This window comes from Nocardia elegans NBRC 108235, from assembly GCF_001612845.1.
Classification (GTDB): Bacteria; Actinomycetota; Actinomycetes; order Mycobacteriales; family Mycobacteriaceae; genus Nocardia; species Nocardia nova.
The window spans coordinates 15,995-31,666 of the sequence record NZ_BDBF01000024.1 but is presented as its reverse complement, the minus strand read 5'-3'; the positions used below and the strand labels follow the sequence as shown (position 1 = coordinate 31,666).

Below are 15,672 nucleotides of genomic sequence, written 5' to 3'. Positions count from 1 at the left end.
TGATTCAGGAAGGACGTCCTGTCAATCTTCGTGCGGAACTCGCTGTGGCATGCTGGGGCCATGGCCGTGCAATCAGGGGTCTATCGCGGAGCGACCGCCGCCGAACGGGCCACCGAACGCCGGTCGCGCCTGCTGGACGCGGGGCTCACGGTGTGGGCCGAGGCGGGGACACGGACGACGATGACCGCGGTCTGTGCCGTGGCCGGACTCAGCGAGCGCTACTTCTACGAGAGTTTCACCGGACTCGACGCCCTGCTCGAGGCCGTGCTCGACGAGATCGCCGTCGACATCGAGGACACCAGCCGCAGCGCCGCCGACGCGGCGGGAACTGATCCGGAAGCCCGCATGCGGGCATCGATCGGCGCGTTCGTGCGGCTGCTGGTCGAGGATCCGCGCAAGGGTCGCGTCGCGATCGTCGAGTCGGTGGCATTTCCGCACTTGCGAAGGCGGCGAACGGAATTGCTCCGGCACCTGGCGCACGAGTCGGCCCTCGAAGTGCGAACGTGGCTCGGCGATTCCGGCCGCAGCCGGGCCGCCGACGAAACCTCCGGTCTGCTGTTCATCGGCGGTATGGCCGAACTGGTCACCGCCTGGCTCGACGGTGCGATCGAGGTGACCGCCGACGAGATCGTCGACGCGGCGTGCCGGGCGCTGCGCGGTCTCTACCGCTGAATGCCGGTAGTGAGGATGGCCGCGAGTTCGCGGTAGGCGTCGGCGTCGTCCAGGCCGGTTTCGGTGCGGACGCCGCCCTGCTGAATGCGGACCATCATGGTGGCGGCGAGGTTGGCGGCGAAAGCGGCGTGTACTTCCCGGAATTCGCCGGCCGCGACTCCGTCGTCGACCAATTCGCGGACTCTTCTCGCCGCGAGACGGGTGTTCTGTTCGTAGACCTCCCGGGCGGGTGTGAAGGCGTCCAGGTCGGTCATGAACTGCTGCGATGCGGCGCCGAGGACGGCTCCGACGGCGGACAGATAGGCGATGATGCGTTCGCGGGCACCGGTGGTGGTCGCGATGCGTTGCTCGACATCGTCGGTGGCGCGCCGGAAGAAGTGCACGGTGGCGGCGCGGACCAGCTGTTCCTTGCTGCCGGCGAGGGTGTAGAGCGTGCTCTTGGAACAGCGCAGCCGCGCGGCGATCTCGTCGAGGGTGAGATGGGCGAAGCCCTCGGTCAGGAAGAGGTCGACGAGTGCGTCGAACAGTTCGGTACGCCGCCGGGTGCCGAAACCGCTGCGAGTCGTCTGCGCCATGCCTGAATAGTACTCAAACGAGTGTTGCAGTACTGTTCGGCGGACAGTACTGTGGCCGATAACAGAGTACTGTCAGGCGTAGCCGAGAGGGAGGATGTCGTGGCTGTCGATCGATTGCTGCCCACCGACGAGGCGCACGAGCTGATCCAGCTCACCCGTGACATCGCGGACAAGGCGCTCGCGCCGATCGTCGATGAGCACGAGCGGTCGGAGTCGTATCCGAGCGGTGTCTTCGCCACGCTCGGCGAGGCGGGATTGCTCAGTCTGCCGTATCCGCAGGAGTGGGGCGGTGGCGGCCAGCCCTACGAGGTGTATCTGCAGGTGCTCGAGGAGATCGCGGCGCGGTGGGCGGCCGTCGCGGTGGCGGTGAGCGTGCACAGCCTCGCGTGCCATCCGCTGATGGCGTTCGGGACCGAGGAACAGCAGCGCCGCTGGTTGCCGGAAATGCTCGGCGGCACCACGATCGGCGCCTACAGCCTGTCCGAACCGCAAGCGGGATCGGATGCCGCCGCGGTGGCGTGCAAGGCCGTGCCCGCAGACGGCGGTTATCGGCTCAACGGCACCAAGGCGTGGATCACCCACGGTGGGATCGCAGACTTCTACAACGTGTTCGCCCGTACCGGTGAAGGTTCGCGCGGGATCTCGTGCTTCCTGGTGCCGAAGGACCTCGAGGGTTTGAGTTTCGGCAAGCCCGAGGAAAAGATGGGCCTGCACGCGGTGCCGACGACGACCGCGCATTACGACGACGCGTACCTGCCCGCGGAGCGGCGGATCGGCGCCGAGGGGCAAGGTCTGCAAATCGCTTTGAGCGCCTTGGATTCCGGGCGTCTAGGGATCGCCGCGGTGGCGACGGGGTTGGCGCAGGCGGCGCTCGACGAGGCCGTCGGCTATGCGAAGGAGCGCAGCACCTTCGGCCGCAAGATCATCGATCATCAGGGCCTGGGGTTCCTGCTCGCCGATATGGCCGCCGCCGTCGACTCGGCCCGGGCCACCTACCTCGACGCCGCGCGCCGTCGCGATGCCGGACTGCCCTACTCGCGGCAGGCCTCGGTCGCCAAGCTCGTCGCCACCGACGCCGCGATGAAGGTGACCACCGACGCGGTGCAGGTCTTCGGAGGCTACGGCTACACCCGCGACTTCCGTGTCGAGCGGTATATGCGGGAAGCCAAGATCACGCAGATCTTCGAGGGCACCAACCAGATTCAGCGTCTGGTCATCAGCCGCTCACTCGCGAAGTAGCCGCCTGCCACGGACTCGGGGCGTTATCGGCCGCTGAAGAACTGCCAGATGACGGTGGCGGCGTCGAATTGCCGGCTGACCTTGCCGACGAGGGCGGCAGGCAGATATTGCGGGCCGCCGGGCCAGGTATGGCCGCCGTTGTCGATCGAATACGCCGCTACCCGAGTGTTGTCGGCACACGCGGCGGTCGCGGTGTGGACGGTGGTTCCGTCGTCGGTGGTATGCGGCAGATCGGCGGTGGTGACTGGGCCGCATCGGTCTTTCGTGCGCCACAGCTGCTGCGTGGCCTCGACCGACAGGACGGGGCTGGTGCCGGGGCCGTGGCGGCCGGAGGTCACCCGCACCACACCGCCGTCGTAGGGGACGATCGGGTCCGCGGTGCCGTGGATTTCGAGCACCGGCAGCGGATGCGTGGGCGCGCAGTCGGCGGCATCGGCGGCGGGCAGCGGTCCGGCGACCGGCGCGATCGCGGCGATCTCGGCCGAGAGCCGGCAGCCGAGATACTCGGTGAACATCGCGCCGTTGGACAGGCCGGTGGCATAGACGCGGGTCGGATCGACGTCGTTGTCGGCGACGAGGCGGTCGATGATCGCGGAGACGAAGGCGACATCGTCGATCCGCTTCGCGCCCGCGGTGGTGTCCGCGCCCCGGCCGTCGTTCCAGCTCTTGTCGGAGCCGACGGGGTAGACGGCGACGAAACCCTCGGTGTCGGCCAGGGCATCGAAACCGGTTGTGGCGGCCATGTTTTCGGCTGTTCCGCCGCCGCCGTGGAAGATGAGGACGGCCGGTCGTCTCCCCGGCCCGGGCGGTGACGGTTCGTGGATCAGATACTGCCGTGGCAGACCGCTCGACTCCACTGTGACCGCCCGATCCCCGGCCGGAGCGGCGTGCAACGGAGCACATCCGCTCACCGCGGCGAGCAGACCGGCTGCCGCGACGACGGCCGGAATCGGTGCGAACGGCTTACCCATCGCACCACCGTAAACCGGATCCGTCGCCGCGTCGGCCGCGCGAAGCTGAGGATCTTCTGAAAGCCGCAGGGGCGGGGGGACGTAACGCGACGTGGGGTGTCCTTCGCGGTCTCCGATGTCGCGACCCACCATCGCGACATCCGCGCACAGGTGCTGGCGCATTCGGTGCTCGGATTCTTCTACAACGCCGCGGTCATCGGTGTCGCGGTCGGCGTGGTGACCAGCCCGACCGCACATGCGTCGAGCTATGGCGCGGGCCAGATCTCACGTAGTCGTGCGGCGGCGACCGCGCTCTGGCGCAGGCCTGCCTCGTAGGCGGGCCGGAGTGCGGCCGGATCGAAGACGTCCGCCCCGGTGGCGGCGATGGCTTGGGCGTCGGGGGACAGGGAAACCGTTGTGGCCGAGGCGAGTTCGTGGTCGGTGTCGGCTCGGGGGTAAAGATGGGCGCCCGGTTCCAGGATCACGATCGTCTCGGCGCCGGCCGCGAGGTCGGCGTTGATCGGGGAGCGCACGCCGCCGTCGGCGTAGCGGCCGCCGTCGATCGGGATCGGCGGGAACACTCCCGGCACCGCCGTGCTCGCCGCGACCGCCTCCGCCACGGACGCCGCATCGGTTCGGGTCCACGCCCGCAGCTCTCCGGACTCGGCATCGACCGAGGTGATGATCAGATCGCGGTTCGGCCAGTGCGGCATCGTCAGCAGGGCTTCCATTCGCGCCACGTGTTCGGCAGCGTCGGCAGGGACGGCCGGGGCGGGTTCCTGCCCCGGCTCGGGCGGGGTGAGCAAGCGGGCGATGTCGCCGCCCTCGGCGAGAACCGCGGCGACGACCGCGCCGGCCGAGGTGCCGACGATGCGGTCCGCTCGCGCGAGGTCGATCCCAGCTTCCCGCAGGCCGACCAGCAGCCCGACTGTCCACACGGTGCCGACCGATCCACCTCCGCCCAGCACGAGCGCGGACCGAAAACCGTTGGGCTGCAGAGCGGAAGTCACGCGTCGAGCCTACCGGCGACCCGCAGGGCGGTGCTCCCACAGCCGGGGCCCGGTGTCGGCACACGGGGCCACGGTGTGACGCGCAGCAGGTGAGCGCGGAGGGCCTCCGGAAGGGCCGGACCGCAACGGGCGGACGTGTCCCGGGACCGCAGAAGGGGGCGGCGCCGAGTGATCGCCGGGGCAGCCGGGACGAGTGGATCTCCTGGTAAGCGGGTTGTGCGGGAAAGTTGCCGGAGTACGCTGAGTGGGTCGGCCTGCGATGAATCGGCGCATCGATGAATCGAGAGAACTCATGCACGAGCTGGCAATCGCGCAGGGGATCGTGAGCGGCGCGTGTGAACACGCTGCCGGGCGGCGGGTGTACCGCGTGACCGTCGCGATCGGGATGCTCTGCGCGGTGGTTCCGGATTCCCTGCACTTCTGTTTCGGCCTCGCGGCCGAAGGGACCCTCGCCGAGGGCGCCGAACTCGTGATCGAGGAAGTTCCGGGCCGGGCGCGCTGCCGCACCTGCGGCGCCGAGTTCGCTCTGCCCGATCCGATCCCGCTGTGCGCGTGCGGCAGCGCCGACGTCGACATCCGCGCCGGGCGGGAGCTGCGAATCCGCTCCATGGAGGTGAGTGACACATGTGCGCAACCTGCGGATGCGGCGGCGACGACACCCAGGTGGTGATCACCGGCCCGCACGAGCACGAACATCCGCACGACGGCGACCACGGCCACGGCCACTCGCACGATGCCGGTCACGACCACGACCACTTGCACGATGCCGGTCACGACCATGACCACTCGCACGACGGCGGTCACGACCATGACCACTCGCACGACGGCGGTCACGGCCACGACCACCCCCACGACGGCAGCCACCCGCACGAGCACGGTCCCCGCCGAGGCGACGGGCACGATCACGATTCCCAGCACGAGGACGGTCGTCCGCCGACCGCGACGGTGACACTGGAACAGAAGGTCCTGGCCAAGAACGACCAACTGGCACAGGAGAATCGGCGCTGGCTGGCCGAGCGGGACATCCTGGCATTGAACCTCACCAGCTCACCGGGCGCGGGCAAGACGACGCTGCTCGAACGCACCATTCGGGAATGCCCGGGCATGCCGATCGCCGTCGTCGAGGGCGATCAGGAGACGCTGCTGGACGCGCGGCGGATCGAGTCCACCGGCTGCCCCGTGGTGCAGATCAACACCGGCGCCGGCTGTCATCTGGACGCGCAGATGACCCGCGGCGCGCTCGACTCGCTGGCCCCGGCGCGCGGCAGCGTGGTCTTGATCGAGAACGTCGGCAATCTGGTGTGCCCGGCGCTGTTCGACCTCGGTGAGCGCGCGAAGGTCGTGATCGTCTCGGTGACCGAGGGGACCGACAAGCCGCTGAAATATCCGCATATGTTCGCCGCGGCCGGGCTCGTGCTGATCAACAAGATCGACCTGCTGCCCTACGTCGACTTCGATCTCGCGACCTGTACGCGCTACATCCACACGATCAACTCCGGGGTGCCGGTCCTCGCGATATCGGCGACCAGCGGAGAGGGCCTCGACGGCTGGTACGGCTGGCTGGCCGGGCAACGCCCGTCCGCGGTCGGCGCACCCATTGAGGTTCATATGTCACGCGACTAACATCTGTGTGGTCTGTATCACAGATTGAGACGGCTTCGAGCCGGATCGGCCAGCCCCCGCCCGGCTCGGGAAGGCGGCATCCATGCCAACCCAGGAAGCAGTTCGGGCCGAAGAGACGCTGATACACGTCCTGTGGATCAACGCGGGCCTCAGTTGTGACGGCGATTCGGTGGCGTTGACTGCCGCCACCCAGCCCAGCGTCGAGGAAATCGCTCTCGGAGCGCTGCCCGGCCTGCCCAAGATCGCCGTACATTGGCCGCTGATCGATTTCGAATGCGGTCCGAACGGGGGAGCCGACGACTTCCTCGAATGGTTCTTCAAGGCCGACCGCGGCGAACTCGAACCCTTCGTTCTGGTGGTCGAAGGCTCGATCCCGAACGAACAATTACACGCCGACGGCTATTGGTGCGGTTTCGGCAACAACCCGGAGACCAACCAGCCGATGACCACCAGTGAATGGCTCGACCGGCTGGCGCCCAAGGCCACCGCGGTGGTGGCGGTCGGCACCTGCGCCACCTACGGCGGTATTCACGCGATGGCCGGTAATCCGACCGGAGCGATGGGAGTTCCGGATTATCTCGGCTGGGATTGGAAGTCCAAGGCCGATATTCCGATCGTCTGCGTGCCGGGTTGCCCGATCCAGCCGGACAACCTGTCCGAAACACTCACCTATCTGCTGTACATGGCCACCGGCCAGGCGCCGATGATTCCGCTCGACGAGGCGCTGCGCCCGAAGTGGTTGTTCGGGGCGACCGTGCACGAGGGATGCGATCGCGCCGGATATTACGAGCAGGGTGATTTCGCCGAGGAGTACGGCTCGCCGAAGTGCATCGTGAAATTGGGGTGCTGGGGCCCGGTCGTGAAATGCAATGTGCCCAAACGCGGCTGGCTCAACGGCGTCGGCGGATGCCCGAACGTCGGCGGTATCTGCATCGGCTGCACCATGCCGGGATTCCCGGACAAATTCATGCCGTTCATGGACGAACCACCCGGCGGGAAACTCTCGTCCTCCGCATCGGGGCTGTACGGATCGGTGATCCGCAGTCTGCGTCACATCACCGGCCGCACGGTCGACAAGGAGCCGCACTGGCGGCACAAGGGGGAGAAACTCGATACGGGCGCGACTCGCACCTGGTAGGAGGATCTCGCGATGACACAGATCATCCCGGAGGCGTCGCACAAGAAAATCGAGCCGGAGTCGCTCGTCGAAATGGCGTGGGACCCGATCACCCGTATCGTCGGCAGCCTCGGTATCTACACGAAGATCGATTTCGAGAATCGCGAAGTGGTCGAATGTCACAGCACGTCGTCCATCTTCCGCGGCTATTCGATATTCATGCGCGGCAAGGATCCGCGCGATGCGCACTTCATCACCAGTCGCATCTGCGGAATCTGCGGTGACAACCACGCCACCTGTTCGTGCTATTGCCAGAACATGGCCTACGGCGTGAAGCCGCCGCATCTGGGCGAGTGGATCGTCAATCTCGGCGAGGCCGCGGAATACATGTTCGACCACAACATCTTCCAGGAGAATCTGGTCGGGGTCGACTTCTGCGAAAAGATGGTGGCCGAGACCAATCCCAGCGTTCTCGACGCCGCTCGCAAGGCCGAGGCGCCGCACGCCGCGATGCACGGCTATCGCACCATCGGCGACATCATGGAAGCGCTCAATCCCTTCACCGGTGAGTTCTACCGCGAGGCGCTGCAGGTGAGCCGGTATACGCGAGAGATGTTCTGTCTCATGGAAGGCCGGCACGTGCATCCCTCGACGCTGTATCCCGGCGGCGTCGGCACGGTCGCCACCGTCCAGCTGATGACCGACTACATGTCGCGGCTGATGCGCTACGTCGAATTCATGAAGAAGGTCGTGCCGATGCACGACGACCTGTTCGACTTCTTCTACACCGCGGTGCCCGGCTACGAGCGGGTCGGGCTGCGGCGCACCCTGCTGGGATGCTGGGGCTCGTTCCAGGATCCGGAGGTCTGCAACTTCGAGTACAAGGATATGGAGGACTGGGGCCGGCGGATGTTCGTGACGCCGGGTGTGGTGGTGGATGGCAAACTCGTCACCACCTCGCTGGTCGACATCAATCTCGGGATCCGAATCCTTTTGGGCAGTTCGTATTACGACGACTGGACCGATCAGGAGATGTTCGTGAAGACCGATCCGCTGGGCAATCCGGTGGACCGGCGCCATCCGTGGAATCAGCACACCAATCCGAAGCCGCAGAAACGCGACCTCGACGACAAGTACAGCTGGGTGATGTCACCGCGCTGGTTCGACGGCAAGGACCATCTGGCCCTCGACACCGGCGGCGGCCCGCTGGCCCGGTTGTGGTCGACGGCGCTGGCCGGGCTGGTCGACATCGGCTATGTGCGCTCGACCGGGCACAGCGTGCAGATCAACCTGCCCAAGACCGCCTTGAAGGGGCCGGTGGAACTCGAATGGAAGATTCCGGAGTACGGGAGCAACACCATCGAGCGCGATCGTGCACGCACGTACTTCCAGGCCTACGCGGCGGCGTGCGCACTGCATTTCGCCGAGCAGGCGCTCGCGGAGATCCGGGCCGGGCGGACCAAGACGTGGGAACACTTCGAGGTGCCCGACGAGGGGATCGGCTGCGGTTTCACCGAGGCCGTGCGCGGGGTGCTGTCGCATCACATGGTGATCCGCGACGGCAAGATCGCGAATTACCACCCCTATCCGCCGACGCCGTGGAACGCCAACCCGCGCGACAGCTTCGGCACGCCGGGACCCTACGAGGACGCGGTGCAGGGACAGCCGATCTTCGAGGAGAACGACCGCGAGCACTTCAAGGGCATCGACATCATGCGCACCGTGCGCAGTTTCGATCCCTGCCTGCCCTGTGGCGTGCACATGTATCTCGGGAAGGGCACGACCCTGGACCTGGTGCATTCACCGGCACAGATATCGACCGCCGGATAGCGGGAGATCCGGTCCCGGCGGCAGGAGGAGGCGATATCCACGCGTCCTGACGGTGAGTCCGCTGCGACGGTCGGCGACGACCGGTGGCGCAGCGCGGGCGATCGCATCGAGACTCTGCTCGATGCCAGTTCCGCGGGCGGTGCGGCGGCTCGGGAACGGGCCGAGGCGCTGGTCGGCGAGGTGGTCGACCTGTACGGCGCCGGCCTGCGGCGAATCCTCGCCGTCCTGGACGACGCCACGGTGCAGCGACTGCTCGACGACGACCTGATCGCCAGTCTGCTGCTGGTGCACGGCCTGCATCCGCACGATGTGGCGACCCGGGTCGCCGGCGCGCTCGACAGTGTGCGGCCGTATCTGGGATCGCACGGCGGCGACGTGCGATTGCTCGAGGTCACCGCGGAGGCGGTGGTGCGGCTGGAGCTGACCGGAAGCTGCCGCAGTTGCCCGTCGTCCTCGGTGACACTGGAACTGGCGGTGGAGGACGCCGTGCGCGCGGCCGCCCCGGAGATCACCGCGATCGAGGTGGTCACCGCCGAGGCGGGCGCCGACGCCGCGGTGATCGCCCCGGAGACGCTGTTCGCGCACGTGCGATCCGGCGGAAACTGGATCGGCGCACCGGAATTGGCGGGACTGGCCGCCGGTGAGGTCGGTGGATTCGCGCTGGCCGGGCTGAGTGTGCTCGCCTGCCGGGTCGGCGACGAGATCTACGTCTACCGCGATCACTGCCCGAATTGCGATCGGACGCTGGCCGGTGCGGTTCTGCACCGCGGGGTCCGCGGCGATCCGGTGCTGCGCTGTCCCGGTTGCCGCGCCCACTTCGACGTCGTGCACGGCGGCGCCCGGCTCGACGGGGCCGGTCATCTCGAGCCGCTGCCGGTGCTGGTGCGTGACGGCGAACTGTCGGTGGCGATTCCGGTGGGGGTGGGCGGATGAATCCGACCGTGCGCGCCCTGCGCCGCCTCGCGGCCGAACGCCCGCCGACTCCGATCGCGGGGGAGCGGTGCGAGATGTGCGCGGAACCAGTCGGCGCGGACCATCCGCACGTCGTCGACACCGAGAGCCGGCGCATGTTGTGCGTCTGCCGGGGCTGCTCTCTGCTGTTCACCGATCAAGGTGCGGCCCTGCGCTACCGGGCGGTCCCGCGGCGATACGTCTCGTTCCCGGATTTCCGGATGAGCCTGCCGGAGTGGGACGGCCTGGAAATCCCTGTGGGCCTTGCCTTCTTCTTCCACAGCTCGTCGGCCGGGCGCACCGTCGCGTTCTATCCGGGACCGGCGGGAGCCACCGAATCCGAACTGCCCCTGGACAATTGGGCGACATTCCTGGAGCGGCATCCGGAATTCGGCGATCTCGCCGACGATGTCGAGGCGCTGCTGATCCAGGTCCCCGACGGCGACGTGCCCGCACGCTGCCTGCTGCTGCCGATCGACGCCTGCTACGAGTTCGTGGGCCGGATCCGCCTGCTGTGGCGCGGTTTCGACGGCGGTGCGGACGTGCGCGACTACATGGCGCGATTCTTCGCCGAGACGACGGCGCGGGCCCGGGCCTTCGATCCTGGGGAGGCGCCGTGAGCCCCGCCTACGCCACCACCTTCGCGGTGCTCGGGTTGAAGCCCGAACCGTACACGGTCACTCCGATCCTGTCCGCGCGGATCGGAATCGCCTCCGTCGGTGCCGAACCCGTCCACGCCATCGCGCTGCGCGCCCAGGTGCGCATCGAACCGAACCGCCGGACCTATACCGATGCCGAGAGCGCGGGACTGCTGGATCTGTTCGGTCCGCGCGACCGCTGGGACCACACCCAGCGCTCGTTCCTGTGGATGCACTGCGCGACCACGGTTCCCGGCTTCACCGGCGGCGCCGAGGTGGATCTGCCGATGCCGTGCACCTACGACCTCGAGGTCGCCGGATCGAAGTATCTGCACGCGCTGCGCGACGGCGACGTGCCGCTGCTGTTCCTGTTCAGCGGGACCGTATTCATCCGTGGCAGCAACGGTTTCGCCGTGCAGCAGATCCCCTGGGACCGAGACGACCGCTACCGGATGCCGGTCTCGGTGTGGCGGGAACTGATGGCGGCCCACTTCCCGGCCACGGGTTGGCTGCGGCTGCACGAGGACACCCTGGCCGCGCTCGCGGCCTACAAGGGCGAGCACGGGCTGCTCGGTTTCGACGAGACGGTCGCGCGGTTGCTCGCGAGCGCGCAGGAGTCGGCGTGAGTACCGCGGGATCGAGCCGAGCACGAGCCCGCGCGGTCGCCGACGCGGTGCTCTACGAGGGCTATCTGCTCTACCCGTACCGGGCCGACGCGCGAAAGAACCGCTGCCGCTGGCAATTCGGCGTCCTCGGTCCGGTCGGCGCGCACGGGTCCGGATTGGGGGAGGAGTCCGAACTCGCCGGGCAGATGCCGATAGCCCCGGACGGCGACCCGGTCCTGCGGTTCACACTGCGGTTCCTGCAGCTGCAACATCGCGCCGCCGTGGGCACCACCTGGCCCGACTGGGACGAGGCCGTCGAACGGGAGATCACCGTCGGACCGTGCGCTCCGGTCGCCACGACGGTGCCGTTCGAGATTCCGGGAGGTCGCGACACCGAACCCCTCGCCGATCCGGCGACCGGGCGCGCGGACATCGTGCGTACTCGCCGGCCGCTGCGCGGCGAATTCGAGCTCGCCGTCGCGACCGAGGGCGGATATCCGATTCTCACTGTGACCGTGCGCAATACCGGGGAACCGGCTACCGACCGTCGCGACGCCCTGGCTCGCTCGATGCTCGGCGCGCACGTGATCGCCGAGGCCGGCGGCGCGGAATTCGTCTCGCTGCTGGAACCGCCGCCGGACGCCGAGTCCGCCGTGGCGCGGTGCGTCCAGCATCGCTGCTTCCCGGTACTGGCCGGCCCGCCCGGCGACCGCAGCTTGATGCTGATTTCGCCCATCATCCTCTACGACCATCCCGAAATCGCCGAGCAGAGCCAGGAATCGCTCTACGACGCCACCGAGATCGACGAGATCCTCACCCTGCGCGTCATGGCCATGACCGACGAGGAGAAGGCGGCCGCGCGGGCCACCGATCCACGCGCGGCCCGCATCGTCGACAGCTGTGACGCGATGACCGCCGAGCAGATGGCGCGACTACACGGCGTGCTGCGCGACCCGGGCGGGGAGCAGAACCGGCTGGTGCCGGAGATCCCGCCCGGGACGGACTGGTGGGATCCGGTGGCCGACGGTGCGGTGCGGCCCGATTCGGACGCCGTGCCCATCGCCGGGACGCTGGTGCGCAAGGGGAGCATGGTCCGGCTGCATCCGGCCCGGCGCGCCGACATCCACGACATGTTCTTCGACGGCAGGGACGCACGGGTCACCTCGGTGCACGCCGACGTCGACGGGCGCACCCATGTCGGTGTGGTCATCGCCGACGATCCCGGAGCCGATCTGCACGAATGGTACGGGCGCTACCTGTATTTCGATCCCGACGAACTGGAACCGCTGGACGGACCGGGCGAGTAGCGCGGCCGGAGGAAAGGACGGATGTCATGGAGACGGTGGGAATGGTGGCGACGGGAGTCGTCGCGGCGGCGGTCGTCGTCCTGGCGCTGATCGGAATCCGCTCGATTCCGGATATGCGCCGCTATCTGCGAATGCGGCGCATGTGAACAGCCGGGTGCTGGTCGCCGGAATCGGCAACATCTTCCTCGGCGACGACGGATTCGGCCCCGAGGTGGTGCGGCGGATACCGCCGGACCGCGAGGACGGCGTGCGGGTGGTCGACTACGGCATCCGCGGTATGCATCTGGCCTACGACCTGCTCGATCCCTGGGATGCGCTGGTCCTGGTCGACGCGGTCCCGAATCGGGGCGCGGCGGGCCGCATCGAGGTGCTGCGCGCCGAACCGGACCAGGAGGCGCCGGCCGGTCTGGACGCCCACGGGATGGATCCGGCGGCGGTGTTCGCGGGGGTGCGGGCGCTGGGCGGGGTCGTGCCACCCACCGTGGTCGTGGGCTGTCAGGTGCTGTCGACCGATGAGGGGATCGGCCTGTCCGAACCGGTGGCGGCCGCGGTCGACGAGGGCGCCGAGACCGTGGCGCGGCTGGTCGCGCAACTGCGGATGTCGCGAACGGAGGTGTGATCGTGTGCCTCGGAATTCCGGGCCGGGTCGTGGAGATCGTCGACGGCTACGCGGGTCAGCTGGCTCTCGTCGATGTCTCCGGCGCCGAGCGCAAGGTGAATATAGGCCTGCTGGAAGACGATCCGGTGGGACCGGGTGACTGGGTGATCATCCACATGGGCCTCGCGGTCGAGCGCACCGACGAGGCGGGTGCCCGCGAGGCGCTCGCCGGACTGCGACTGCTGAGCCGGGGCGAACCGTGAGTACCGAGGCGGCGCGAGTAGCCGACGCCGGGCGCGCTCGGTGCCGGCTGGTCGTGCGCGGTGTGGTGCAGGGCGTGGGATTCCGGCCCTTCGTCTACAGCACCGCCGCCGAACTCGCGCTGACCGGCAGTGTCGCCAACGACAGCGACGGGGTGATCGTCGACATCGAGGGAACACCCTGGGCACTGGCCGAATTCACCGATCGGGTGCGCCGCCGGCCGCCACCGCTGGCCGTGGTCGACTCCGTGGAGCGCACCGATCTGCCGGTGCGCGGCGGAACCGGATTCCACATCGCCGGCACGACCCGTGGCAGCGGCCGCACCCTTGCCTCGCCCGATGTGGCGATCTGCGCCGACTGTGCGCGGGAGCTGGCCGATCCCGCCGATCGCCGCTACCGGCATCCGTTCATCACCTGTACCAACTGCGGGCCGAGATTCACCATCATCGCGAGTCTGCCCTACGACCGCGAGCGGACGTCGATGGCCGAGTTCGCCATGTGCGAGCGCTGCGCGCGCGAGTATCACGATCCCGGTGATCGCCGCTTCCACGCCCAGCCGATCGCCTGCCCGGAATGCGGGCCCACCCTGCGCTACTCCGGTCCGGGAACCGGTGATCCCGTGGCCGCCGCGCGAAAGACGTTGCGCGAGGGCGGAATCGTGGCGGTCAAGGGGATCGGCGGCTATCACCTCGCCTGCGCCGCCGACGACGAGGATGCGGTGACGCGGCTGCGCGTGCGTAAACGCCGCGGCGCCAAACCCTTCGCCGTCATGGTCGCCGATCCGGCCGCGGCCCGCGCCGTCGCACACGTCGACGCGGCCGCCGCGGCGGTGCTGAGCGGACCCCAGCGCCCGATCGTGCTGCTGCCGCGGCGCGGGCACGTGCTGACGGATGCGGTGGCGCCGGGCCTTCGCGATCTCGGGGTGATGCTGGCCTACACTCCGCTGCACCTGCTGCTGTTCGGACTGCCCGGCGACTCGCCCGGACCATTCGCGCTGGTGATGACCTCGGCCAATCTCGGCGGCGAACCTCTCTGCTACACCGACGAGGACGCCGCGCGGCGGCTGCCGGAACTGGCCGACGCCGTGCTGGACCACGACCGCCGCATCCTCGTGCCCTGCGACGATTCGGTGGTCCGGCTGGTCGACGGCATCGAACTGCCGATCCGCCGCTCCCGGGGGTACGCGCCGCTGCCACTGGCGCTGCCGCAGGAGTCGGCGCCCGTCCTCGCGGTCGGCGCGGATGTGAAGAACACCTGCGCGGTCGCCGAGGGCCGGTACGCATGGTTGAGCCAGCACATCGGCGATATGGACGATCTGGCCACGCTGCGCGCATTCGGCGCCGCCGAACACCATCTGGAGGAACTGACCGGAGTGCACCCGGCGCGGCTGGCGGTCGACGCCCATCCCGGCTACCGCTCCAGCGCCTGGGCGCGACGGGCCGCGGCCGGACGGCCGGTACACACCGTGCAACATCACCACGCCCACATCGCGGCGGTGATGGGGGAGCACGGCCTGCCCGGCTCGTCGACCGTCCTCGGAATGGCTTTCGACGGAACGGGTTTCGGCCCGGACGGGGCGATCTGGGGCGGTGAGGTGCTGGCCGCCGGCTACAAGGGGTTCCGCCGCCTGGCGCATCTGGCCTACGTCGCGCTACCGGGTGGTGACGCCAGCGTGCACCGGCCCTACCGGATGGCGCTGGCCCATCTGCACGCCGCCGGCATCCCGTGGGAGGAATCCCTCGCCTCGGTCGCCGCGTGCCCGCCCGCCGAGCGCCGGGTCCTCGCACACCAACTCGGCACCGGGCTGGGCTGCGTTCCCACTTCGAGTATGGGACGGCTGTTCGACGCGGTGGCGTCGCTGGCGGGCGTGCGCCACGTGGTCGACTACGAGGCCCAAGCCGCCATCGAATTGGAGGCCCGCGCCCGCGACGCGGATCTCGGCCACGGCTACCGATTCGCGCTCGGAGCGGCGGATCCCGACGGCGCCGCGCGAATCGATCCGGCTCCGGTGCTGGCGGCGGTGGTCGCCGACCTCGCGGCGGGAGCCGGTGCGGACCTCGTCGGCGCGCGCTTCCACGTCGCGGTCGCCGAACTCGTGGCCGCCCTGGCGCATCGGTTCGGTGAACCGGGTGTGCCGGTGGCCCTCTCCGGTGGCGTGTTCCAGAACGCGCTGCTGCTCTCACTCTCGCGAAAACGGCTGCGGGACGAGGGTTTTCAGGTCATCACTCATCACAGAGTGCCACCCAACGACGGCGGCCTGGCATTCGGGCAGCTGCTCGTCGCCGGGGCTCGATGA

At 68.8% G+C, this 15,672-nt stretch carries 18 protein-coding genes; 15 read left to right on the top strand and 3 right to left on the bottom strand.

The window, feature by feature from the left end; all coding sequences use genetic code 11:
- Positions 1–60: 60 nt before the first annotated feature.
- On the top strand, positions 61–672 hold the full coding sequence (locus NE2_RS17940; protein ID WP_063027654.1) for a TetR/AcrR family transcriptional regulator: 612 nt from the start codon (positions 61–63) through the stop codon (positions 670–672).
- On the opposite strand, the gene NE2_RS17935 is transcribed toward NE2_RS17940, so the two are convergent.
- Positions 663–1,247: a TetR/AcrR family transcriptional regulator gene (locus NE2_RS17935; protein ID WP_063027652.1), complete on the bottom strand. Its 585-nt coding sequence runs from the start codon at positions 1,245–1,247 to the stop codon at positions 663–665. The two genes, NE2_RS17940 and NE2_RS17935, sit on opposite strands and share 10 nt — an antisense overlap.
- A gap of 99 nt (positions 1,248–1,346) precedes the next feature.
- Here NE2_RS17935 and NE2_RS17930 point away from each other — a divergent pair, with 99 nt between their 5' ends.
- Positions 1,347–2,486, top strand: a complete 1,140-nt coding sequence (locus tag NE2_RS17930; RefSeq protein ID WP_063027650.1) for an acyl-CoA dehydrogenase family protein — start codon at positions 1,347–1,349, stop codon at positions 2,484–2,486.
- A 23-nt stretch (positions 2,487–2,509) separates the two neighbouring features.
- Here NE2_RS17930 and NE2_RS17925 read toward each other — a convergent pair whose 3' ends face one another.
- Positions 2,510–3,457 carry an extracellular catalytic domain type 1 short-chain-length polyhydroxyalkanoate depolymerase gene (locus NE2_RS17925; RefSeq protein ID WP_063027779.1) on the bottom strand — a complete coding sequence of 316 codons (948 nt, stop codon included), beginning with the start codon at positions 3,455–3,457 and terminating at the stop codon, positions 2,510–2,512.
- Positions 3,458–3,553: 96 nt separating this feature from the next.
- Between NE2_RS17925 and NE2_RS37510 the strand changes: the two genes are divergently transcribed.
- Positions 3,554–3,772, top strand: coding sequence for a DUF1345 domain-containing protein (locus NE2_RS37510; RefSeq protein ID WP_084494128.1), 219 nt, complete (start codon positions 3,554–3,556; stop codon positions 3,770–3,772).
- Here the strand turns inward: NE2_RS37510 and NE2_RS17920 are convergent.
- Complete coding sequence (locus tag NE2_RS17920) at positions 3,703–4,446, bottom strand: patatin-like phospholipase family protein (protein ID WP_063027648.1); 744 nt, start codon at positions 4,444–4,446, stop codon at positions 3,703–3,705. The genes NE2_RS37510 and NE2_RS17920 overlap by 70 nt on opposite strands.
- Before the next feature lie 292 nt (positions 4,447–4,738).
- On the opposite strand from NE2_RS17920, the gene NE2_RS17915 reads away from it, so the two are divergent.
- The 12 genes from NE2_RS17915 (at position 4,739) to hypF (ending at position 15,672) form a co-directional block, all read left to right on the top strand.
- The gene (locus tag NE2_RS17915; RefSeq protein WP_063027777.1) at positions 4,739–5,116 is read left to right on the top strand and encodes a hydrogenase maturation nickel metallochaperone HypA/HybF; all 378 of its coding nucleotides are present in this window, start codon (positions 4,739–4,741) and stop codon (positions 5,114–5,116) included.
- Positions 5,071–6,069, top strand: coding sequence for a hydrogenase nickel incorporation protein HypB (hypB, locus tag NE2_RS17910; protein ID WP_063027646.1), 999 nt, complete (start codon positions 5,071–5,073; stop codon positions 6,067–6,069). The genes NE2_RS17915 and hypB overlap by 46 nt, the downstream gene beginning before the upstream one ends.
- An 82-nt stretch (positions 6,070–6,151) precedes the next feature.
- Positions 6,152–7,207: an NADH-quinone oxidoreductase subunit B family protein gene (locus NE2_RS17905; RefSeq protein ID WP_063027644.1), complete on the top strand. Its 1,056-nt coding sequence runs from the start codon at positions 6,152–6,154 to the stop codon at positions 7,205–7,207.
- 12 nt (positions 7,208–7,219) lie between these two features.
- Positions 7,220–9,016, top strand: coding sequence for a nickel-dependent hydrogenase large subunit (locus NE2_RS17900; protein ID WP_063027642.1), 1,797 nt, complete (start codon positions 7,220–7,222; stop codon positions 9,014–9,016).
- Positions 9,017–9,049: 33 nt separating this feature from the next.
- Complete coding sequence (locus NE2_RS17895) at positions 9,050–9,949, top strand: NifU family protein (RefSeq protein WP_084494127.1); 900 nt, start codon at positions 9,050–9,052, stop codon at positions 9,947–9,949.
- Positions 9,946–10,587, top strand: a complete 642-nt coding sequence (locus tag NE2_RS17890; RefSeq protein WP_063027639.1) for a DUF5947 family protein — start codon at positions 9,946–9,948, stop codon at positions 10,585–10,587. The genes NE2_RS17895 and NE2_RS17890 overlap by 4 nt, the downstream gene beginning before the upstream one ends.
- Entirely contained in the window at positions 10,584–11,231 is a 648-nt protein-coding gene (locus NE2_RS17885) for a DUF6084 family protein (protein ID WP_063027637.1), read from the top strand. Before NE2_RS17890 ends, NE2_RS17885 begins: the two co-directional genes overlap by 4 nt.
- Positions 11,228–12,517 carry a hypothetical protein gene (locus NE2_RS17880; RefSeq protein ID WP_063027635.1) on the top strand — a complete coding sequence of 430 codons (1,290 nt, stop codon included), beginning with the start codon at positions 11,228–11,230 and terminating at the stop codon, positions 12,515–12,517. Before NE2_RS17885 ends, NE2_RS17880 begins: the two co-directional genes overlap by 4 nt.
- Positions 12,518–12,543: 26 nt before the next feature.
- On the top strand, positions 12,544–12,663 hold the full coding sequence (locus tag NE2_RS37685; RefSeq protein ID WP_373862256.1) for a DUF6893 family small protein: 120 nt from the start codon (positions 12,544–12,546) through the stop codon (positions 12,661–12,663).
- The gene (locus NE2_RS17875) at positions 12,660–13,136 is read left to right on the top strand and encodes a hydrogenase maturation protease (RefSeq protein ID WP_063027633.1); all 477 of its coding nucleotides are present in this window, start codon (positions 12,660–12,662) and stop codon (positions 13,134–13,136) included. Before NE2_RS37685 ends, NE2_RS17875 begins: the two co-directional genes overlap by 4 nt.
- A 2-nt stretch (positions 13,137–13,138) precedes the next feature.
- The gene (locus NE2_RS17870; RefSeq protein WP_063014200.1) at positions 13,139–13,378 is read left to right on the top strand and encodes a HypC/HybG/HupF family hydrogenase formation chaperone; all 240 of its coding nucleotides are present in this window, start codon (positions 13,139–13,141) and stop codon (positions 13,376–13,378) included.
- Positions 13,375–15,672 (top strand): carbamoyltransferase HypF, encoded by a 2,298-nt coding sequence (gene hypF / locus NE2_RS17865; RefSeq protein ID WP_063027631.1) that lies wholly within the window; start codon positions 13,375–13,377, stop codon positions 15,670–15,672. The genes NE2_RS17870 and hypF overlap by 4 nt, the downstream gene beginning before the upstream one ends.